The 21365-nt window shown below is 34.8% G+C and carries 23 protein-coding genes, 1 tRNA gene and 1 pseudogene; 17 read left to right on the top strand and 8 right to left on the bottom strand.

Translation table 11 applies throughout. The features are described from left to right. The first annotated feature begins 121 nt into the window (after window positions 1-121). The 6 genes from GR160_RS03725 to GR160_RS03700 all read left to right on the top strand — a co-directional run bounded on the left by GR160_RS03725 (window position 122) and on the right by GR160_RS03700 (window position 5458). On the top strand, window positions 122-1183 hold the full coding sequence (locus GR160_RS03725) for a DUF3810 domain-containing protein (RefSeq protein WP_160748482.1): 1062 nt from the start codon (window positions 122-124) through the stop codon (window positions 1181-1183). 41 nt (window positions 1184-1224) lie between these two features. After that, window positions 1225-1719 (top strand): RNA polymerase sigma factor, encoded by a 495-nt coding sequence (locus GR160_RS03720; RefSeq protein ID WP_160748481.1) that lies wholly within the window; start codon window positions 1225-1227, stop codon window positions 1717-1719. A gap of 9 nt (window positions 1720-1728) precedes the next feature. Next, entirely contained in the window at window positions 1729-2367 is a 639-nt protein-coding gene (locus GR160_RS03715) for a hypothetical protein (protein ID WP_160748480.1), read from the top strand. 1 nt (window position 2368) lies between these two features. Further along, on the top strand, window positions 2369-3226 hold the full coding sequence (locus tag GR160_RS03710) for a TraB/GumN family protein (protein ID WP_160748479.1): 858 nt from the start codon (window positions 2369-2371) through the stop codon (window positions 3224-3226). A gap of 181 nt (window positions 3227-3407) precedes the next feature. Further along, window positions 3408-3779, top strand: a complete 372-nt coding sequence (locus tag GR160_RS03705) for a hypothetical protein (RefSeq protein WP_160748478.1) — start codon at window positions 3408-3410, stop codon at window positions 3777-3779. Between the two features lie 110 nt (window positions 3780-3889). After that, the gene (locus GR160_RS03700) at window positions 3890-5458 is read left to right on the top strand and encodes a T9SS type A sorting domain-containing protein (RefSeq protein ID WP_160748477.1); all 1569 of its coding nucleotides are present in this window, start codon (window positions 3890-3892) and stop codon (window positions 5456-5458) included. Window positions 5459-5659: 201 nt separating this feature from the next. Here GR160_RS03700 and GR160_RS03695 read toward each other — a convergent pair whose 3' ends face one another. Both GR160_RS03695 and GR160_RS03690 read right to left on the bottom strand, forming a co-directional pair. Then, window positions 5660-7432 (bottom strand): DNA mismatch repair protein, encoded by a 1773-nt coding sequence (locus GR160_RS03695; RefSeq protein WP_160748476.1) that lies wholly within the window; start codon window positions 7430-7432, stop codon window positions 5660-5662. Window positions 7433-7453: 21 nt separating this feature from the next. Beyond that, window positions 7454-8491: a formimidoylglutamase gene (locus tag GR160_RS03690; protein WP_160748475.1), complete on the bottom strand. Its 1038-nt coding sequence runs from the start codon at window positions 8489-8491 to the stop codon at window positions 7454-7456. 102 nt (window positions 8492-8593) lie between these two features. Between GR160_RS03690 and GR160_RS03685 the strand changes: the two genes are divergently transcribed. The 9 genes and pseudogenes from GR160_RS03685 (at window position 8594) to GR160_RS03650 (ending at window position 13910) form a co-directional block, all read left to right on the top strand. Next, complete coding sequence (locus GR160_RS03685; RefSeq protein WP_160748474.1) at window positions 8594-9469, top strand: hypothetical protein; 876 nt, start codon at window positions 8594-8596, stop codon at window positions 9467-9469. A 299-nt stretch (window positions 9470-9768) separates the two neighbouring features. Further along, on the top strand, window positions 9769-10143 hold the full coding sequence (locus GR160_RS03680) for a DUF4258 domain-containing protein (RefSeq protein ID WP_160748473.1): 375 nt from the start codon (window positions 9769-9771) through the stop codon (window positions 10141-10143). 88 nt (window positions 10144-10231) lie between these two features. Beyond that, window positions 10232-10309, top strand: a tRNA-Val gene (locus GR160_RS03675). Window positions 10310-10838: 529 nt separating this feature from the next. Continuing rightward, window positions 10839-11351 (top strand): annotated as a pseudogene (locus GR160_RS03670) (PDDEXK nuclease domain-containing protein); the annotation flags it as partial. 260 nt (window positions 11352-11611) lie between these two features. Beyond that, complete coding sequence (locus GR160_RS03665) at window positions 11612-12061, top strand: hypothetical protein (RefSeq protein WP_160748471.1); 450 nt, start codon at window positions 11612-11614, stop codon at window positions 12059-12061. Beyond that, window positions 12033-12374 carry a hypothetical protein gene (locus GR160_RS19265; RefSeq protein WP_202390700.1) on the top strand — a complete coding sequence of 114 codons (342 nt, stop codon included), beginning with the start codon at window positions 12033-12035 and terminating at the stop codon, window positions 12372-12374. Before GR160_RS03665 ends, GR160_RS19265 begins: the two co-directional genes overlap by 29 nt. A 194-nt stretch (window positions 12375-12568) precedes the next feature. Continuing rightward, window positions 12569-12964, top strand: coding sequence for a nuclear transport factor 2 family protein (locus GR160_RS03660; RefSeq protein ID WP_160748470.1), 396 nt, complete (start codon window positions 12569-12571; stop codon window positions 12962-12964). A gap of 1 nt (window position 12965) precedes the next feature. Then, window positions 12966-13319 (top strand): hypothetical protein, encoded by a 354-nt coding sequence (locus GR160_RS03655; protein WP_160748469.1) that lies wholly within the window; start codon window positions 12966-12968, stop codon window positions 13317-13319. A 15-nt stretch (window positions 13320-13334) separates the two neighbouring features. Continuing rightward, complete coding sequence (locus tag GR160_RS03650) at window positions 13335-13910, top strand: Crp/Fnr family transcriptional regulator (protein WP_160748468.1); 576 nt, start codon at window positions 13335-13337, stop codon at window positions 13908-13910. Window positions 13911-13992: 82 nt separating this feature from the next. On the opposite strand, the gene GR160_RS03645 is transcribed toward GR160_RS03650, so the two are convergent. Further along, a complete protein-coding gene (locus GR160_RS03645; RefSeq protein WP_160748467.1) occupies window positions 13993-14343 on the bottom strand; it encodes a helix-turn-helix domain-containing protein in 351 nt (116 codons plus the stop codon). A 109-nt stretch (window positions 14344-14452) separates the two neighbouring features. On the opposite strand from GR160_RS03645, the gene GR160_RS03640 reads away from it, so the two are divergent. Beyond that, a complete protein-coding gene (locus tag GR160_RS03640) occupies window positions 14453-15421 on the top strand; it encodes an aldo/keto reductase (RefSeq protein WP_160748466.1) in 969 nt (322 codons plus the stop codon). A gap of 426 nt (window positions 15422-15847) precedes the next feature. Here GR160_RS03640 and GR160_RS03635 read toward each other — a convergent pair whose 3' ends face one another. Both GR160_RS03635 and GR160_RS03630 read right to left on the bottom strand, forming a co-directional pair. Beyond that, window positions 15848-16135, bottom strand: a complete 288-nt coding sequence (locus tag GR160_RS03635; protein WP_160748465.1) for a DNA-binding protein — start codon at window positions 16133-16135, stop codon at window positions 15848-15850. Window positions 16136-16175: 40 nt separating this feature from the next. Continuing rightward, on the bottom strand, window positions 16176-16544 hold the full coding sequence (locus GR160_RS03630) for a hypothetical protein (protein WP_370519197.1): 369 nt from the start codon (window positions 16542-16544) through the stop codon (window positions 16176-16178). Here GR160_RS03630 and GR160_RS03625 point away from each other — a divergent pair. Further along, window positions 16543-16860, top strand: coding sequence for a helix-turn-helix transcriptional regulator (locus GR160_RS03625; RefSeq protein ID WP_160748979.1), 318 nt, complete (start codon window positions 16543-16545; stop codon window positions 16858-16860). The two genes, GR160_RS03630 and GR160_RS03625, sit on opposite strands and share 2 nt — an antisense overlap. Window positions 16861-17026: 166 nt before the next feature. Here the strand turns inward: GR160_RS03625 and GR160_RS03620 are convergent, their stop codons facing one another. The 3 genes from GR160_RS03620 to GR160_RS03610 form a co-directional block, all read right to left on the bottom strand. Then, on the bottom strand, window positions 17027-18709 hold the full coding sequence (locus tag GR160_RS03620; protein ID WP_160748464.1) for an alpha/beta hydrolase-fold protein: 1683 nt from the start codon (window positions 18707-18709) through the stop codon (window positions 17027-17029). A gap of 71 nt (window positions 18710-18780) precedes the next feature. Beyond that, window positions 18781-19593, bottom strand: a complete 813-nt coding sequence (locus GR160_RS03615) for an AraC family transcriptional regulator (protein ID WP_160748463.1) — start codon at window positions 19591-19593, stop codon at window positions 18781-18783. Between the two features lie 787 nt (window positions 19594-20380). Further along, window positions 20381-20911 carry an adenylate/guanylate cyclase domain-containing protein gene (locus GR160_RS03610; protein ID WP_160748462.1) on the bottom strand — a complete coding sequence of 177 codons (531 nt, stop codon included), beginning with the start codon at window positions 20909-20911 and terminating at the stop codon, window positions 20381-20383. Window positions 20912-21365 lie beyond the last annotated feature (454 nt).

Here is a 21365-nt window from a genome sequence, read left to right as displayed (position 1 = left end):
ACATCAGGTTTCTGCTATACTTAATTTTAGTTACTGCAAATCAGTCTGCGCACGTCCTTAAATGATTTCTCATTTAAAAATACTGCTTATATTTACAGTCATCATGCTTTTAACCGCAACAATGAAGAAAAAGAAACTACTGGCCCTGTTTTTTATAGTACAAATAATATTTGTCAAACTGCTTTCTTTTTTTCCTGAGTTTACAGAGCGTTGGTACAGCAATGGCATTTATCCTTACATCGCTGCCTTTTCAAGAATTTTGTTGGGCTGGGTTGGGTTTTCTGTTGGCGACATTATATATGGCATAGTAGTTTTTACAGGATTGCGATGGTTGTGGAAACGCCGTAAAACCTGGAAAAAAGAATATAAAAATAACCTTATCAGTATAGCAGCGGCACTATCTGTAGTATATTTTTTGTTCAATGCACTTTGGGCATTCAACTACAGCCGGGTTCCGTTGTATAAAAAAATGGGTATCGAAAAAGAATATACACTTACCGAGCTTACTGATTTTACAAAAAAGCTGATCACTAAAACCAATGCCCTGCACCTGCAAATTACACACAATGATACTGTAAAGGTAGTTATACCCTATACTGTTTCTCAAATATACACAGGCTCTGTAAACGGATATAACTCATTACAACAGCAATACCCCTATTTTGGTTACAGCCACGAAAGCATAAAATCGTCGCTTATAAGTTTGCCACTATCTTATATGGGATTTGGTGGCTATCTTAACCCGTTTACCAACGAGGCACAGGTAAACAATAAATTGCCTTTATACAACCTCCCTACAACCACCTGTCATGAAATGGCGCATCAAATAGGCTTTGCCAACGAAAGCGAAGCTAATTTTATTGGCTTTATGGCTTCCATAAAAAATAAAGATATTTATTTTCAGTACTCAGGATATTCGTTTGCTTTAAAATACTGTTTGCGCAATATTGCTAAGATAGACGAGAAAGAAGCTAAAAAACTGGCTCCGTTAATCAATAAAGGTATCCGTAAGAACTTTAAAGAGAGCGAAGATTTTAATAAAAAATACGAATCTTTTATAGAAGATATTTTTAAATACATTTACGATAATTACCTAAAGATCAACAAACAAAAAGACGGAATTGAGAGCTACAGTAAATTTGTTGGGCTTATGGTTAACTATTATAAAGACAAAAATTTGTAAACTGCTGTAACATAAACAAGGTTTTATATACTAATGCAGGTATGAGTTCAACATCAGAAAGGTCGTTTGTACAACAGCTTCAGGAAAACCAAAACCTGATACATAAAATTTGCAGGCTCTACACTAACAATGAAGATGCCCACAAAGACCTTTTTCAGGAAATCACAATACAGCTATGGAAAGCCTATCCACAGTTTAGGGGTGATGCCAAGTTTACTACCTGGGCTTATCGTGTAGGGCTTAACACTGCAATTACATTATATCGCAAAAAGACCCGCACCGTAAATACGGTAGAATTTGATACTTCGCTGCACAAAATAAATCAGGACGAATATAATTATGAAGAAGAAGAGCATATAAAACTGCTCTATCAGGGAGTGCAGCAGCTTAATGATATAGAAAAGGCATTAGTGTTTATGTATCTTGAAGATAAAGACTATAATGAAATTGCCGAAACACTGGGTATTAGCGAAGTTAACGCCCGTGTAAAAATGAACAGGATAAAAGGAAAACTGAAAAAAATATTAAATCCGTAATGGAAAACTATGGACGAATTAGATAAATTAAAAAACGCCTGGAAAAAGGACGAAAATGCATATCCTCAGTTTTCTGAAAAGGATATTTATGCCATGCTGCATAAAAAATCTTCTTCTATAGTAAAATGGATACTTATAATAAGTATAATAGAATTTGCATTTTGGTTACTGCTTTCGCTTGTTTTAAAAGAACCCGGAACCAAGAACATAAACCTGCATGATCTGGAATATGTTACTGTACCAATGACTGTTGTAAACTATGGTATTATACTGTATTTTATGTATGTATTTTATATGCGCTACAAAAAGATCAGTGCTACAGACAGTGTTAAGGAACTGATGCAAAATATACTTAAGACAAGAAAAGCAGTGTCGTTATATATTTATGTAATGATAGCTTATGCAGTAATAAGCACTATAATTATTGTATTGGTTATGTTTAATACTAATACAGCAATGATTGACCTTTTACACAAACTGGATGCAAACGGTCAAAAAATGACTTTCTATTTGTTTATGATATTCTTTTGCGTTGCCAGCCTTTCTATATTGGCACTGCTTATATGGCTGTTCTATAAACTGGTTTATGGACTGCTGGTTAAACGCCTTTACAAAAATTACGAAGAACTTAAAAAAATAGACCTGTAACATGAAAAAACTACTGTTTATATCTCTCAGCCTTTTAGCCTTTTTAGGCACACAAGCTCAAAAACTTGATAACGGACTGCTTTGGAAAATTTCGGGTAACGGACTCAGTAAACCGTCATATATTTATGGCACTGTACATATTACCTGCGATGCCACTCTGGATAAGAACATACTTGCCGCTTTTGATGCTACGAACCAACTGTATCTTGAGCTCGATATGGACGACCCCAACATGCAAACCGAAATGATGGCCGGTGTAATGATGAAAAATGGTACGACCATGAAATCTTTAGCCACGCCCGAAGATTATGCATTGGTAAATAAGTTTTTACAGGATAACGTGGGTATGTCTGCCGATTTGATAGGCAGTTTCATGCCATCTATGGTTAGTGCGCTTTTATATCCTAAAATGTTGGATTGCCCGGTGCAGTCTTATGAACAGGCACTTATGGAAGTAGCCAAAAAACAAAATGAAGAAATCTACGGGCTTGAAACCATTGCAGAGCAACTCAATGCTTTTGGTGCCATTCCGTATAAAGAGCAAATGGATGAACTTGTAAAATCGGCAAAAGATAATTTGGCAAGCGACAAAAAGGAAATGACCGAACTGCTTGCTATATACAATAAAAAAGACCTTAATGTATTGCTTGATTTTATGAATAAATCAGACAACAAACTTATGTCTCAGCATAGCGATGTAATGCTTGTTAACCGTAATAAAAACTGGATTCCAAAAATTGAAGCCGTTGCAAAACAAAACCCAACATTTTTTGGTGTTGGTGCTGCACACCTTGCGGGCGACGATGGTGTTATAAAACTATTGCGCAAAAAAGGCTATAAAGTAGAAGCCGTAAAATAAATACTACTCTTATAAACCAAATTGCGTATAACAAAATTTAACAGGAAAATTTTGTTATACGCAATTTTAATTTTTAAACCTTTTGCTAACAACAAATTTAGAACCATTCTATGCGTATAAAATAAACATTCTGAAAATTTAAATATTATTTTTATGTTTTAACTTTCAGCGCCATTTATTTATGCATACTATTAAAAACGAGACCTTATTACTTGGTAAACTAAACAATATCGACAAAAAAATAGATACGCTTAATAGTGAAAAAATAAAAGCATTTTTTAAAGCTATTGGCATAGAAGAAACAGACCTTCCTGAAAATTATATGCAATGGGAAACGATCCTTATTGTTGTGCCCACCCGCACAGCAATGAATGAGTTAAAACCATATAAATATTCTATTGCGCGCATTGCTTTTGCCATTAACCCTAATGCCGACAAAATTCATATTTTTAACCTTGAAGACTGGAAAAATGCGTTTAGGTATAAAACCCAACTGCAAATTCGTAATCTTTTAAAGACCAGTTTTGGAGGTATTAAAAAAACGAATGATTAAGTTAACCATATTCTCGACAGTAGTCTGCAAATTCTAAACAATTAACGCACTATACACATTTTCAGCTTCATAAAACATTAACCTGTTTTATTTTTACTATAAAAAAGCTTATGAAAAAAATTACGTGTATAGTGGCCCTGCTCGCTATAATGTGCAGTAATGCCCAAAGTTTTGAATGGCTCAAAACACCGCTTATAAATATTGATCTTAATACCTCTTACACAGGCTACCCTACTACGAGCGACCCAGATGGCAATGTGTATATAGTTGGGTTAAAAGAAAACCCCATGCCTCAAACCGAGCAATTGGGAACTCTTTTCTATATTAAATACAACAGTGCAGGAGAGGAAATTTTTAATAAAACCATTACCGGAGATGCAGGTGCATACAGCATTGCCGCCGACTCGCAGGGCAATGTAGTTATGATCTTAGGATTTTACAACCAAATTAATATTGGTAACGTTAATATTATAGGAGATATAACAGAAATTACTGATATGCGTTTTGCCTTGATAAAATTTGACCCAAGCGGTAACCTGATATGGCAGCATAGACTATTTACTTCAGAATCAGAATTTAATAATGTAGCCGATGCCCGATCTATAGCTTTTGACACACAGGATAACATATATATAGGTTATGATAATTACAGGAACAGTTACATTACAAAATATGACACAGATGGGAATGCACTTTTAACAATAAGCCAAACAGGGGCAGCAAGAATTACATCGGTAGCAGTAGATAATGCTGGTAATATTTATGCATCGGGTGCATGCGCCAATGCCCTAACTGTGTTTAATGGCACTCCCACAGAAATAATAAATGATTATAACATTTATGCGGTAAAATATTCATCTGAAGGTGTAACACAATGGGTTAAAAACCTGCCTGACATTACATGCCCGGAGCCACACATTATTGCCAGGAGCCCAAATGAGGTTTATTTTAGTTCGTACCTATTCGATGATTATGATTTTGACAATATTTCTTCGCAAGGGCCATCTGTATTTGCAGAAGATTTTTTTCTCGCCAGGCTAAGTGCTGTTGGAGAATACCAATGGGTTCGCGAAGTACCGGGAGATGGAGCAGCCACCCAGGGTAAACGAAATTTTTTAGCTCTTGATGTACAGGGAAATGTTTATTTTGCAGGTCAAACGGGCGGCACTGTACACTGGACAGATGCAATAACTACAAGTCAGCAGGAATGGAGTTCAAGAAATGCATTAGTATTAAAATATAGCTCCCAAGGCAATTTACTTAATGCCATAAGTGTTGGTGGTACAGGATATAACCGGGCTGATGCAGTAACAATAAGCCCAACAGGCAGTATATATACATCAGGCATTGCAAATAGCAGTATTAGTTTTGGTAATATTACACACGAAGCGGATATGTTCTATAGCTATCCGTTTTTAACTAAAATAAATGCTGATACTATGAGTGCCAATGGACAGGATTTCAATAAACCGGTTGTTTATCCTAATCCGGCAACAAGTGCTATTTATTTTGAAAGCAATAATCCGGTCAGCGGAAGTATATACAACACTATAGGTCAAAAAGTTCAGGATTTTTCTAAGGCCACAACGACCAACTCTGTAGATATATCTGCATTAGCAAAAGGTGCATACTTAATTAAAACCACAAATAACCAAAGCTTAAAATTTATCAAGAAATAATCTTATTATTAAAACAGAAGCCACAACGGCAATTGCTATTGTGGCTTTCCAAATTATCGAACCCTCCAAAAAATCGTATTCTTTTTTAAAACAACAGTCAATTTATTACTAAAAAACTGCTACATTGGTAAATGTAATAACTACATTAATCAGAATTGCATTTATTAAGATTATTTTAGGAGTTGTATAAGCATCTTTAAACTAAACTACCCCCATTTTTTCCATAATAAAGGTTGCGCTTTTATTCCGGCAAATTCCGTTGCGCAGACAGTAATCAAAATAAAGCTCGTTGTCTACAATTTGTACCTCAAAACAGCGATTTATAAGGATTTCAGGATATTCTAATGAGGTGTTACAAACCTCAATATCGTGGGTGGCAATCGCACCAATGGCATTTAAGCCTATCATGCGCTTTACAACCTTAATAGTTCCTGTTCGTTTATCGTCAGAATTTGTACCTCTCAATATCTCATCAAGCAATACAAAAGCTCTTCCTCCCTTTAACGCATCCATAATTTCGCGTAGACGTTTTATCTCTGCAAAAAAGTATGATTCACTGTCAGAAAGCGAATCAGACAATCTCATAGACACTAAAACAGGCAACGGATGTACAATAGCATTTGCAGCACAAACCACCGACCCAATGCCCGACAATACCATATTGATGCCTAAACTTCGTAAAAAAGTACTTTTACCCGACATGTTTGATCCTGTGAGTATTGTAAATGCAGGATCGAAATTTATACTATTGCCTACTCTCTTATCTTTTTTGATAAGCGGATGACCAAGATCTGTAAAAGATATTTTAAAGTCTGTATTTAATTCAGGAAAACAAAAATCAGGATTATTATAATAAAAATTGGCAAGACTGTTTAAGGCTTCAACTTCTGCAATTGCATTAAGCCATACAGGAAGATCATGAGCGTGTTTTTGTTTCCAGCCCACCAACGACTTTAGCGTATGATAATGAAAGAGGAAAACACTGTTAAGCAATAGCGCCCCAAATAAATTGTTGACAATATCCATGCGGGAAAACAGCAATGCAAGCTTTTTAATATGGCTGCTTGCTTTTTGGTTATTGGCTGTAAGTTGATCTTGTATAGCAATAAGCTTCTTCGATTCAAAATGCTGCTGTTCTATCTGTTCAATTATTTGTCCGTAACGGTAAATAATATCATGAATTTCTCCTGTATAAGTTATTTCGTTTTTAATGATCCTAGTGTACCTTAGCATGAATATTATATTAAACAACAGCAAATAAGAAGTGATACTTAGTAACACGCTGTTATCAGTAATAAAATATCCTGTAAGACAACTCAACAAAACCACGGGCGAAGCATAAGCAATTATAGCGGATAATTGAGATAGAGAGGTTACTTTACCTTCTATCCAACCCAATAGTTTATTATATGACTGTGCACTATCTTTATTTGTTTTACCACATGCCATTATTTCCTGACGCCATTCTGGTTTAGATGCCAGTTCTTTTATCGCTTCCTGATTTAGAATAATATCGGGTTGCGGCAATATATTTTTTAATAGAGCAGCAAGTCTTTCTTTCCCTTTATATGTTTCGGTACGGTTTAGATTATGAAAAAGAGAACGCGATCCAAAAATATCAAGGTCGTGCACATAAGGATGTTTATAATCTGCAAATTCAGCCCCATCTTCAAAAGAAATACTTTTAGCTTCAAGATAATCCAGTTCATTTTCATTGATATTTACCAATGCTGCAGCCCTTATTTTCTTTTTGGAAATTGCCGTGTGAAATTTTATTAAAATTAAAAAAACGGCTACACATGCAATCATCGCAACAGTTAAATAAAAATTGGATGAAGAGGTAAGCTTATAATATACTAAGATAAAAAAAGCAAACGCTACAATAAACCTTATTGTGCCAATAATATTGTAACGGGCAGTAAGCTGTTTAAGCTCTTTAGAAAAGGTTTCTTTTTGGTTAGAATAAAACGTCATAGTGATGCTTCAAAAAAGCTGTTAAACCTTAATGTCTTTAGCTTTCATAAAATCGGTTATCAAATAGGCAATAAGTTTTCCGGTAAGGTGGTTCTTAGTATCATGGTCGAGTGAGGGTGCGCCTTCGCAAATATGCATGTAAGCCACATTTTTCTGGCTCCCGAAATAATGAATAAACTGCCTTGCCCGCTCAATACTAAAACCTGTATTGGTAATATTACTACTTGCAACATTAGGCAAAGCATCAAGGTCTATTTCAAGTCCAAAGGGGTCATCCCCTACAAACCCGGTAGCAAGAGCCATTTCTTCACTAAAATGCTTTTCCTTGCGTATAGCAATCTGTTCGTAAGTATTAAATCGAATCCTGTCTGAATGCTTTTTTATGGTCTCCATGACACCTTTAGAGGTGTAATTTTCATGTAGCCCAAAAATAAAATAGTTTTTAAGGAAGCCTTCTTCAAAAGCATAACTAAAACCATTGCCCCCATGCCTTCCTTCCAGCATCCTGAAATCGGCATGAGCATCATAATTAATGGCATTTACGGGTCTACCCTTAGCTAAAGACGTACCCTTAATATTACCGTAAGCATTATTGTGCCCCCCTCCTATTATTATTGGTATTTTTCCTGCTTTGATAATTTGGCATACCACATAAGATACATCCTTATCTAATTTTTCTACAAGTGCAGAAAGTTCTTTTCTGCCTTCTTTATTATAAGGATCTAAAGTTTGGGCTTTACCCTGTAATTCTAAAACATTTATTTGCCCAAGGATAAGTACCCTTCCCCCTTTACAAAATTTATTATGCTGCAAATTAAGAATGCTCTTCAATGTACTTTCCCATGCATAAGATGCTCCCTGCCTGCCATAATTAGCCCTGATGCCAATATCTTCAGGGATGCCCAAGAGTACAAATTCGGCATCACAATTTTTTATATATTCAAATACAGGTTCGTTGGCAGGAATGGTTTGTACCCGCTCGCCAAACTTAATCTCACCACTACGGTATGCGGTGTATTTTACTACATCTGTATCGGTAAATCGTATTATATTTTCCATAGATTTTTAATATAGTCAAAAATACTGTTTTTCTTTAATTTTTCGTTAAAAAGGAAAAATCGTACTAAAATATACATATTTTTGAGAAAAAATAATTTAAAGATGGAACAACAAAAAAGCAATTCGAGTTTAAAAGCAATCATAATAGTATTAGCTATTTTGCTTGTGGGCAGCCTTGCCTACATGTATAAAATGAGTACTGATAGCGAGAAAAAAGAGCAGACATACGTATCTGAAAAAGACAAGCTTATTAAAGACCTTGAAGCTGCCAAAGAAAGCTATGATGCAGCCATTGCAGAAAACACAGGACTTAAAGGAGACCTTGAGGCTGAGCGTGCTAAAATTGTTGAACTGTTAGAAAAAGTAAAAAAAGCAGAAGACAATGCGGCATCGTTAGCCCATTTTAAAAACGACTACAGAAAACTTAAGCGTGAGCATGATGCATTGATTGCTGAGGTAAAAAAACTTAAAGATGAGAATGCTACCTTGACAACACAGCGCGACAGTACAATGACTGCTTTGGATGAGTCTAAAAAGTACATTGACACACTTGCCACTAAAAATGACAACTTGAGCAAAACGGTAGAAAAGGCACAAAAGCTTACACTGCTTAACCTTAAAGCACAGTCTTTTAAAGAAAGAAGTTCTGGTAAACTTGTTGCAACCGAAAAAGCAAGACGCGTAGACGTAATTAAAATTAGCTTTACTATTGCTGCTAATGAGGTAGCCCAAGCGGGAGATAAACAATACTATGTACAGGTTATTGACCCTAAGAACAATGTAATTGGCGAGAAAAAAACCGAGGCATTCGGCGATCAGTCACTTACTTACAGCTTTATTACAAATGCTACTTATGAAAACAAAACCATGGATATAAGCCAAACTGTAAAAGGCGAAGACTTTGCCAAAGGATTATATACTGTAAATGTTTTTGATAAAGGTGTATTGGTGGCAAATAACTCATTTACCTTAAAATAATTGATCTTTTAAAGATTATCATTATAAATGCCGGAAGTAATTTTCCGGCATTTTTATTTAATATAAATCATGCAATAATATATAAGTCTACAGTACGACCCAAGTATATAAATTAAATTAAACCACTAATTATTAATGTGTTTGAAAATAAAAATTATATATTTGCACTCGCTTTAACTGTCTGTTCAGACACTTTTAAAAGTAAGCATCCACTACCTTTATAACCTGGCCCGAAGATTTAGTCTTTGGGCTTTTTAATTTAACCCATACTTTTACTTAAATTTGCTAAAAAAATATCAATGCAATTTAAATACCGTTTGGCCTATTATCTTTTTGGCTTTATGATTGGCGGATTCTTTTTGTACTATATATTAGGTGCTAAGGGAGCCGAGTTTTGTTACCTGCCCAACTGCAGGGTTTTAAAAAATATAAGAATTAAAGGTCTTGTAATATCTAAAGAAGCCCAGCATACCCTTAAAGAGAATTGGGTAACACAAAAAGATGTTGACAATACACTTCACTACGGCAGTGTTGATTTTTCTAACAGCAATAAGCCGGAAAAAGGTGGTAAATTATATATAATAGAGGGAAAAACAGTTAATAATGAACCTATTAACATAGAAGTTATTAACGGTGATGATAAGGCTATTTTAAAGAATATAAAAAAGAAATAATTTTTTTACTTAAGTTACTTGCAGATATAAAAAAACATAGTATATTTGCACTCGCAATACGGAAGTAGTTACAACGGTTGCAAGATTGGGGCGATTAGCTCAGCTGGTTCAGAGCACCTCGTTTACACCGAGGGGGTCGGGGGTTCGAACCCCTCATCGCCCACCACAACTCAGCTTTATATCATTATAAAGTACATTAAAACAATGAAAACATGCAAGTTACGGCTTTGCATGTTTTTTTATTTTTATCCCTGCACTATCAAAATTTTCAAAAATCCACAAAGTTTTTGTGGCATATCTGTGGCAATTTCAGATTGAAAAAAAATTGCCACAAAAATGGATTTAAGTTTTTGATTATCAACCGATAAAACTATTTAACGACTTGATTTGAAAGCACTATAATTCGACATTTATTAATTTTTAAAATGTTGAATTATGTTAGCAACAAGTTATGGGTTAACCTTCTTCCTGAAGACCCCACGAAAAGAGACAAACGACAGGTTAATCTATCTTAGGATTACTGTTGACGGAGTACCAAAAGAAACCTCTACCCGCTGCCGGTGGGATGCCACCCGATGGGATCAGTCCAAAGAACGAGCAACCGGTAACAAAGAGGATGCGCGAACGGTAAACTTCTTTCTGGAAACCCTTGAGATGAAAATCCTAAATCCGTTATGCCTAAAAATTCTAAAACAGATATCCAAAAAGTTTTTAAGGACAGCTACGTTTTTGATTTCCTTAATCTGCCTGAGCAGCATAGTGAAAGCGAACTGCAAAAAGGATTGCTCAACCGCATGAAGGATTTCATCCTGGAATTAGGCAGAGATTTTATTTTTATCGGCGAAGAATATAAACTAATGGTCGGGAACAGTGATTTTCACATTGACTTATTGTTTTATCATCGTGGTTTGCAATGCTTGGTTGCCTTTGAGTTAAAAGCGGGTAAATTCAAACCGGAGCATATCGGTCAGCTCAATTTCTATCTTGAAGCACTGGACAGGGACGTAAAGAAAGAACATGAAAACCCGAGTATTGGTATCTTGCTTTGTAAAGATAAGGATAATCTGGTAGTTGAATATGTGTTAAGCAGGAGTCTTTCCCCGACAATGGTTGCTGAATATCGCACGCAACTTCCTGACAAGGAACTGCTGCAGCAAAAGTTCAGCGATATTTTTGAAGAAGATGATCTGGGCATAGATCAAGATTAAAACCAAAAACGTTACCAAAATGGTGACGTTTTTTTTATGTCATTGATGTACATCCAACTTTAGAAATTGTTTAAACATAATTTGGACAATAAAATTTTTATTTTTAAAATTGCAAATGCTTGTTGGCAAGCTAGCCCGTTCGTGCAAAGATTTTATCAGCCAATAGTTTAATAATGCTAACCTACCTGCTTATTATCCAAACAAGATTACGAACGCAAATACTCCAGGATAACTAAGTAGGTTTAAAACAGGAATGTATTATGAAACCTATTGAGTATTTAAAACTTCAGGCAAAAAATCTTCACAGAGATTTTAAAACCCAAACTTCATCGTTCAATCAGGAATTGCGTCGCAATGATTACAACTATGATCCTAAATTTTTTAAGTTTGACCTGCTTGTAAATGACTTCAACATTGACGAAGAAAAATTCACCCTAATGAATGCCCAGCATATCATTGCTAAATTATGCGGGCTTGAAAAATGGACGGACTTCACAAACGCCTCGCCGGCCAAAATCGAGTTGTCAATTCTACTGTATACGAACATGGACAAGCTTGAAGTGAGGGATTGGGATGAATATGTCTTGCGTATTGAAACCGAAAATGAAGTAAAGCTTGACGATGAATTTAAATTGCAAATCTTTGAAGAAGGATTTTTAGAATGGCAGCAAGACGTTTTTTATGATGACTATCGGTTGTCCAAAGACTAAGGATACAGAAATTGAGTGGGAACCACGTAACTCTATATCAAGCACATCTGCCGAAAAAATTTCATCATTGCCTCTGGAAAAAGAGGATTGGCAAGAATTTATCGAAACAGCTAATCTTGTTTTTGAGAATGTTTTAGATAGGATTGAGCCAGCGAGACCAGTACTAGTTCGTGAACTATGGGATGCAGAAAAATACATTTATGAAGTTTTAAGGCCTGAAATGTTACCAATTGATCGGGATTATGCTTTGTCTTTGATTGAAGCCTTTTTGGTTCATCATGTTATTGGATTAGCCGTTGAAACTGAAAAGTAGCATTCTCGAATATCATTTTAACATAGATACGTAATTGTCGCCGCAGTGTTGCAACAATTGTGAGCAAAATGTAATCAAAATGCTGAATTTGTCGCATCACTGACGCGACAAATTCAATCATAAATTAAAAACTCGCACCAGTGGTGCGAGTTTTTAATTTTGACACGCAGTATTTTTCTAAAACCTTCAACTAGTTGAACTTTTTTTTAGATAGAGCGGGCGACCTTTGGGCTATGGAAAATACAAAAAACATAGAAGAAATCATTCTCATCTACACGAGTGCGTGGAATGAAACTGACCGTGAAGCCGTTCGGGAAAAGATTGACCAATGCTGGTCTCCTGAAGGGACATACACAGATAAGCTAACCGACACCATTACCGGACGTGATGCGATTACTGATCTTATTGTCGGTTCTTACGAACAAATGGGACCACGGACTTTTAAGATATTGGCTGAACCCGTTACCCACCACAACAGTGGCACTTTCCGTTGGCTTGCCATACGTCCCGAAGGTTATCCTATAGAAGGCAGGGATTATTTTGAGTTTGATGAACAAAACCGTATTACCCGCATAGTAGGCTTCTTTTAATATGACAGTCGTAACCATACCGGAAAATGTGCAAGGCACTGAACCGGTACAAATGCTAAACATGCTAAAGTTTGCTGATCGTCGCCTTTATATTGAAGAATACCTGCCTGCATTTCATCGTGTCATGGAAATATTAGGTTTGGAAGCCAAAGTGAATCTCATCGGTAATGTATTAGCAAGCGTAGTGGCTGACGAGGGCGAGGAATGGGATGCTATCCTGATTGTAGAGTATCCGAGTGCTAAAGCATTTGTAACCGTTGCCACAAGCGATGCTTATCGCGACATAGCTGAGCAGTTAAGGTTGACGGCTCTTTCCAACCTTAAGCTATATATGACACGCCCGTTTGTACTGTAATACTTATATTTGTATATGCACCAGCTTATCTTAAACAATTTTGCATTACATATAGCGCTTGCCCCTGATGAACAGGAGCGGGCGCTTTCTTTCTTTGAGTTTAAAAAAGTGGATAAGCGCACCTGGCTGTTGCATCCCGGAGAAATCGACCGCTACATTTACTTTGTAAAACGCGGTAGCCTTCGTATGTTCTTTGCTGATACAAATGGCGATGAGCACAACATTGGCTTTTATCCTGAAAACTGGTGGGTGTGCGATATTGTAAGTTTTTATAAAGAGAAGCCCTCTGCAAATGCCATTCAGGCGATGGAAGACAGCGAGGTCTATTATACTTCATTATCACAGTTGGAAAATTTGTTCCAGGCTAACCCAAAGTTTGAACGTTTTTTCCGCATTCTTACTCAAAATGGTTTTGAACTTTACGAGCGGCGCATAACCTCCCATCTTTACAAATCAGCCGAAGAACGTTATCTGGACTTCCGTAAACGCTACCCAGGACTTGAAAAACGCATAGCACAAAAACACATTGCCAGTTATCTGGGCATCACTCCCGCATTCTTAAGTATGATGCGAAAGGAAAATGGATTGTGAAAAGTAACCAGCTTATATTTTTGATTATCAATATTCCTGGATATATCCATACTGTTTTACTAATTAGCACCTCACAAATTTCTTATTGTCGTAAAATGAGTTTCTCGAGTTCCTCACGATGTTCTTCTCCCCATTTTGCAGTTGATTTGATAACAGGAATTAATGTTTGACCCAATGGCGTTAAACTGTACTCAACTTTAAAAGGGCGCTCATCATAAACATGTTTGGAAATGATTCCATGAAATATTAATTCTCGCAGTTGTACATCAAGAACACGCCTAGAAGCTTTATTTATCTTTCGTTGAAGTTCACCAGGCCTTTTAATGCCGGAGTGTATACTCCATATTAAAGCTAATTTCCATTTTCCGGTAATAACTTCGATGAACAGGTTAAGACCACAATCAAGTGAAACGGGAATTTTCTTTTTATACATTTTGAATTACTTATGTGGGTCTATTAAATCTTTTTTATACGGATAAATTTATCCGTACTTGTGTGCACGAACGCAGCTCAATAATTTTGTTTTTTATAAAACTAAAGGTATGGAAAATAAATTATTTGGATCAAATACGGGCATTTATGCAAGCGAGTTGATACTTGGAACTGCAAATTTTGGAATGAGAAGCGGATATGGAACAAATGAAGAAGACGCTATAGCGATACTTTCCGCTTACACAGATACTGGAGGTAATTTTTTAGATACTTCTGATCGTTATCAACTTGGTCAATCGGAAGAAATAATTGGGAAGTTTATTGGGAACAGGCGCAATGATTATATTATTTGTACGAAGTATACACAAAGTAGCAACGCAGTACCTGCAATAAGCAATTACGGTAATCATCGTAAAGCCATGCGACAAGCTATTGAAGCAAGTCTTAAAAGATTGAACACGGATTATATTGATATTTACATGCCTCATTTTGATGATGGAGTAACTCCATTGGATGAGATCGCAAGAGGTCTTGAAGACTTAGTTAAATCAGGGAAAATTCTATATACGGGGTTGACAAATTTCCCATCTTGGAAAGCAGCTGCCATTAGTAGTAAAATTAAACTTCATGCCATTCAGGCTGAATATAGCCTTATTCAGAGGACTACTGAGAGGGAAATCTTGCCAATGGCCCATGAATTTGGTTTGGGTACTATGATGTATTCACCTCTTGGTGGAGGAGTTTTAACTGCAAAGTATCGTAGTGGAGAAACAGGAAGGCTAAATCGTATATCCGAAGTAGATTATAAAGAAGATAGCACTACTAAGAACATTATTGATGAGCTACTAGTAATAGCGAAAGAATTGGATAGTACTCCAACTGAAATTGCTTTAGCATGGGTCATATCAAAAAGAGCTTTTCCTATGATTGGTGCCCGAAGCATTCATCACTTCAAAGAGGTACTTAACGCTACTTTACTGAAGTTATCGCCTGACCATATATCCAGACTTGATATGATAAGTGCCGTTTCTTTGGGTTATCCTCATGATTTACTTAATAAAGTGAGAGGTAATAATTAAAGATAAGCAAAAAAGTAAATTCTAAATGGTTAAAAATACGACCAACCATGTAACAGCAGTGTGTACTTCTCATAGCAATCATGAGGTTTTTGAAACTCAAACTTAATTGAAAAGACTCGCACCACTGGTGCGAGTTTTTTTATTAAGTGTCATCTATTTTTGAACAATAACTCCACCTCACTTCTGTATCCCGGATGATAGCAAGGCGTATACCGTATATACCCCATAACCTGAAGCTCCTTAAAGTATTTATGGTACGTTGGTAAAGTCTTTATATGTGAAAGCGCCATAATCTTACTACGGCTGACCTTGATGAACTTTGATTGCTTCTGCCTGTACCCCAAATGCAGTATCGCACTGAGCAAAGCAAAATGCCAGACATTAAGTCCGGCATCCCTCTCAAAGAACCTGATGTAATGCTGAAATTCATGTAGTTCCATAACCCGGTTCTTTATCGTTAAACAACCCCATGATATCAGCCTTGCTGTAATAATAAGAACCCAATACCTTTTTAAACCGCACCTTGCCGGTTATCCTCAGGTTCTGTAAGGAACCTGCCGACATATCCAATAGCTTACGCACCACACGGCTTTTAAGCCATTCAGGATGTAAATCGTGTTTTTCCCCCGCATTCGATTGCATTAATTTCCTGACCTCACCGATAATCAGTAGCCCAAACTGCCTCAAATCATCTTTTGTTACTTGCTTGTCCATATCCTCCTTCATTTGTAATTATACATGATTTAGCAGCGGTTTACCCTTCTAAAAAGTAAATCCTGCTTGCCTTCGTTTTCTTATATGACGGTGTGTAATTGATGTACCCGTACTCTGAGAGTTCACGGATGCATTTATAGTAGGTGAAGTTTGAAGTAATTTTTGCCAATGCCATAATTTCATGGCTGAAAGTGCGTACCGGATTTTGCATGCTGTGCCTCGCCCTGTAATCAAGCAGCGCAGCGTAACCCCCTATATGGTTTACACTGATGCGGCCATCACTCTGGACGGCTTTGAAAAAATTACATAGCGGTTGCAGCACTTTCATAAATCCCTTGCATTTTGCCGAAGCTAACCTGCAAAGAAACTGTACATTATAATACCATACGCGATATGAAACAGGAAGCATTGCTTTAGGTATAAGCCAACAATCTGTTTCTAATATTGAAAATAGTGAGATGATTGAAGATGAAAAACTTATCAAAGTGGCAAATGTACTTGGAGTAACTGTCGAGGCAATTAGGCATTTCTCGGAAGAAGCTGTGTTTAATATTATAAATAATACTTTTCAAGATAGCAGTTCTAACAATAATAACTATCTGTGTACAATTAACCCTTTAGATAAAATTATCTCACTTTTTGAGGAAAAGGAAAAACTATATGAAAAATTGTTGCAGGCAGAAAAAGATAAGGTAGCTTATTTGGAAAAGCTTTTAAATAAATAAGAAAAACACTTAATTGTAGAAGAATATTTTTACATTCACCCCAGAATGATTTTATCTTAAATAATGGGTTTAAAATTCCCTCTTTAACCAGAGGGAATTTTTGTTTATAGCCTCAACAGGAAAGATAGAAATGTTTACCAACAACAACTTCTTTCAGGGTTAGTTTTTATATTTTTAGTTCAATTTCGTTTATCCAAACTTGTTCTCGATCTCTACTATTTTCAAAGGATTGAAACATAAATTCACGATTATATTTCACTTTTTTGTTGACATACAATTTTCCATTTATGTAAACTTTTACTTTCTTTTTTGGGTTGATCATTTCGGGCGAAATATTAATTGAAAATGTTCCAATTTTGGAGGTCTCTATTCTGAAAATATTATTGCTGTATTGTGCTTTTATCTTTCCCGATTTTCTAGGGAAATCGAAAGCATTTTTATTTACATCTACCTCTATTAAATCATCACTTTCCTTATTTTTAAATTCTAACCATTTTATGATTTTAAAGTTCGATTCTTTGTGCCAATTTGCATTTGGACTTAAAGTATCCAATTTTATATTTGAAAGCCAGTTAATGGTGCTGTATTTTTCATCGTCAAATTCCCAAGATATTTCTTTTGGAAAAGGATTCCTTTTTCGGCTCATCAAATCTTGAAAAAGGATTTTGTATGCAGGTTCAGACTCATCAAATTCAGGAAACCAATGCGGAAATCCATAATAGCGGTATTCTTTGTAGTCTGCATTCATTCCGTTCATCAACTTCGTAAAATCATCATTTGCATTTGGCGGATAATAATAATCTTCGTCCGTTGAAAAGTTGATGAAAGAACAATTTTTAATATTTTCAACAAAAGTACCACCTGTAAAAACTTTAGGATATGTATTAAAACCATAAAATCCTGCAAATTGTTCAGGTTGTTTCATTAGATATGAGAACGAACCTGTTGCACCATTGGAATGTCCTGAAACAAATACTCTATTATCATCTATATTGATTGCTTTTTTGATTAATTTAAGCATTTCTGGAACCATAAAAAAACCGTCATCGGGTGTCAACCAGTTGTATTTCTCGCTTCCTCTTGGGAAAACCAAAATCACATCATTTAGTTCAGCATATTTTGTGTAGTATCTATTCCAACCGCCTAAATTCCAATCGGCAAGTTGATAATCAACCAAAGCATTATTTTTTACTGCTCCGTGAAGAAAAAAGAGTAGAGAATATTTTTTTACAGGATTGTAATTTTTGGGCAAGTGAATGAAAAAGGAAGTCTTTGTACTGTCGTTTACTTTGAAAGCTATAGAATAATCACGCTCTTTTTTTGTTTTGTAAGGATTGAAATTCTTTATTTCTTTATACAAAATTCTCGAATTTTCAATTCTTTTTAAATCAATTTGATTAGTGCTGAAAAATTCATTTTCTTTTTCTTGTAACTCTGAGTAAAATATTGATTTATCTTTAATCGCTTTTTGTTTTAATAGACTCCATCTTGGATCGGAAAGTAAATTTTTGTATTCGCTTTCCGAAGAATTTCCCACAATGTAACTCCAACCCGGATAACCATCTTCATCGGTTTTCATTGCCGCAAGCGGTGTAAGATATTTAAAAGCTTTATCGTAGTCTTTTAATTCCGAAGCAAGAACAGAAGCCTTGTATAATCCTGTTCCATCAATGCTGTCAGGATAAATTTTAAATACTTCTTCGTACATATCTAAAGCGATTTTGTAACCCGTTTCATCTTTGGATTTCCACATTGTTTCCAAAGCTTCTCTAGTTAAAGTTGAATAGTTTTCTTGAGCTTTTGCAATAAGACCAAAGAAAGTGAACACAAATACAAAACAATATCTCATAAATTTTTATTTTATGAGGCAAATCTAAAAACAACAAATTACAAAAACTTGTAAAAATGGAACATTACAAGTTAAGACTGTAAATGCCAAAAAGTATCTTCTTCGCCTAAAACAGTGCCTTTATTAAAGAAATTTTTAGGTGAATTTTCGGTTAGATTTTTGTAACTTTTATTGAAATGGGATTGATCGTTGAAATTGAATTCGTACGCTAGCTCCGTAAAATTTTCTCTAGAGTTTTCAAACAGTTTTTTATTCATCATTTTTCTGAATAGTATAATCTCGTGAAATTTTTTGACAGAAACTCCTAAATGGGTTCGAAAAACACGATTTAGATGTTGTCGGCTGATTCCGATTTCGCTTGAAATTTCTGAAACTGAAAAGTTTTCATTGGGATCAAAAATATATTTTATGCATTTTTCAAGAATAATATTTTCAAATTTTTTAAATCTTTTTTTCAAGAAACTGTACAATAAATTTGTGAGAATATTTGGCTCTATAGTTGAAAAAATTTCCTCTAATTCATTTTGAGTAAAGAAATCATAAACGATTATGTAATCTGAAAAATCTAAATTTTCATAAAATTGTTGAATTCCCAAAGGATGAAATACAATAACAATTCTGTAAACATTTCCCAATTGCTTGACATTTAGAACTTTTTTCCGAATTGGTGTGAAAATCTGAAATGGCTTTGCAGTTTCTTCAAATTTTATTTCTCCGTCTTTTAATCTAAGATGAGATTTGTATAGTGAAATGGTATTATTAAAATGTGGAAAGCATTGAAATTCGTTATTTATATTATTTGGTTTTATGTCCAAATAATAATAATCAACATACTTTTTTATAATTGAGTCCTTTGGCTTAAATGTTTGAAATATTTCATTCATTTTCTTTCGACAACTGGTTTTCTAAAAGATTGCCAAACTACTGTGGCCATTTTATAATTCAAAAATAACTTAAAATTTCCTATTATAAGCACAAATTAAGTTGCTTAAACACTTCTAATTCAATAAGATTATTTCCCACCACGAAAACGGCAAAAAAGGCAGCTAAGTTAGCGATGAATATGGTGGAATTATGAACAAAGAAGGTTTTACAAGACAATTTAATAACTTTAATGAATTGGAAACATATATCATGTCATACTACGACGCTCATCAAGCTTCAACACCAAAAAGATAGAAACTTTAAATATGGAGTTGCTATTTGATAGATTGAATTTAGTTAAGTAGCTACAGGTAATCTCTCAGTTCGTGATCTTTAATTTAAAAAATTAAAACATATACTATATATTTTAGGCTAAGTATGGAACTCAATTCATGGCTTATCAATATGTGTTCAATAGAATCCCGCACATTTCAATATGCACAATTTAAACACTGATTTTTACAGTAATTAAGATGAGTCATATAAAAATGTAATTGATATGATATTTAACAGTATGAGTATTTATTTAATAAACATAAAGCTTTTTAAATCAAAATGTTACACATCTTTAAATGAATTGAGTAAAGTTAGAATAGTCACAAGGTGTTCGACTGTGATCCCTGACAGCCACTTAAGGAGACAATTATTTAATAGTTGTCTCTTTTTTTATATCCATAAAAATCTATTTATCAATATTTTGGGGATCAATACTAAAAGTTTCGGAGAAAAATAAAAAATAATACTTTTTTAAGGATTCTTGTAATGTATTTTGTACAAGTCAGTGCTGTTTTCTATACCACGTAAATCAATATTTTTTATTACTGTATAGTTATAATGTAAAGAATTTAAACTTCTAAAAAAAGTTCCTGTTACAAGTAATTCAGCTTTAAGGCTGTTGCATAAATTCAAAACCCTCGAACCAATATGTAAAGCCTCGCCATGATATGCTATTTCTGTTTTTGTAAGACCTATCTCTGCCACAACAACTTTTCCTTCATTTATAGATGCTTTAAATTGCGGAATCACACCATAGTTCTTTAAATAGTATTCTTTTTTATTTATTAGCACGGCACTAAAATCAAAGTAGAGCTTCAAACAGTTTTGACGGTCAAATTTTTTCTCTATTTTCCAGGTAATCACTGCCTCATCGCCTACATATTGATATACTTCTGCATCATGGTTTAGCATTACATCATTAAGGTCTGCAAAACAATCCTGAATGAGTCTGCTGTATAATATATGCCCTGAGCGCTCTGCCAGTGTTGTAGATGATGTCATATCTAAAAACATAAAAATCCTGTACTCCACTATTGGATTAATGTAAAGCCCATTAAAAATTTGTTTAAAAAAACTTTTGCCTACTTTTTTCCTGAACATGAGAAAAAAATCGATTATTGCGTGTAAAACAACCGAATATAATATAAAGGTAATAACCCAAATAACTGAATTATCCTGTTTGGGTATTAAGTGATGATTTCTAAAATATTGTTGTAAAAAACTATTCCCTACAAGATAAACCGAAATGATACAAAGACATACAAAGACAACAATATGTACAAGTATTGAAACAAATATTGACTTTTTAAACAGTATATGTTTATATACAAAAAAGTGCAATAGATTTACGACTACACCAATAAACAAGCCTATAAAAATAGCAAGCCCTAAAAGCCAGATGATATAATTTTTTATATTAATTCCTATAGATGAAAGATATTCACTTTCAATTGCA

Source organism: Flavobacterium sp. Sd200 (assembly GCF_009826935.1).
Classification (GTDB): domain Bacteria; phylum Bacteroidota; class Bacteroidia; order Flavobacteriales; family Flavobacteriaceae; genus Flavobacterium.
This window is presented reverse-complemented; position numbering and strand designations above follow the sequence as displayed.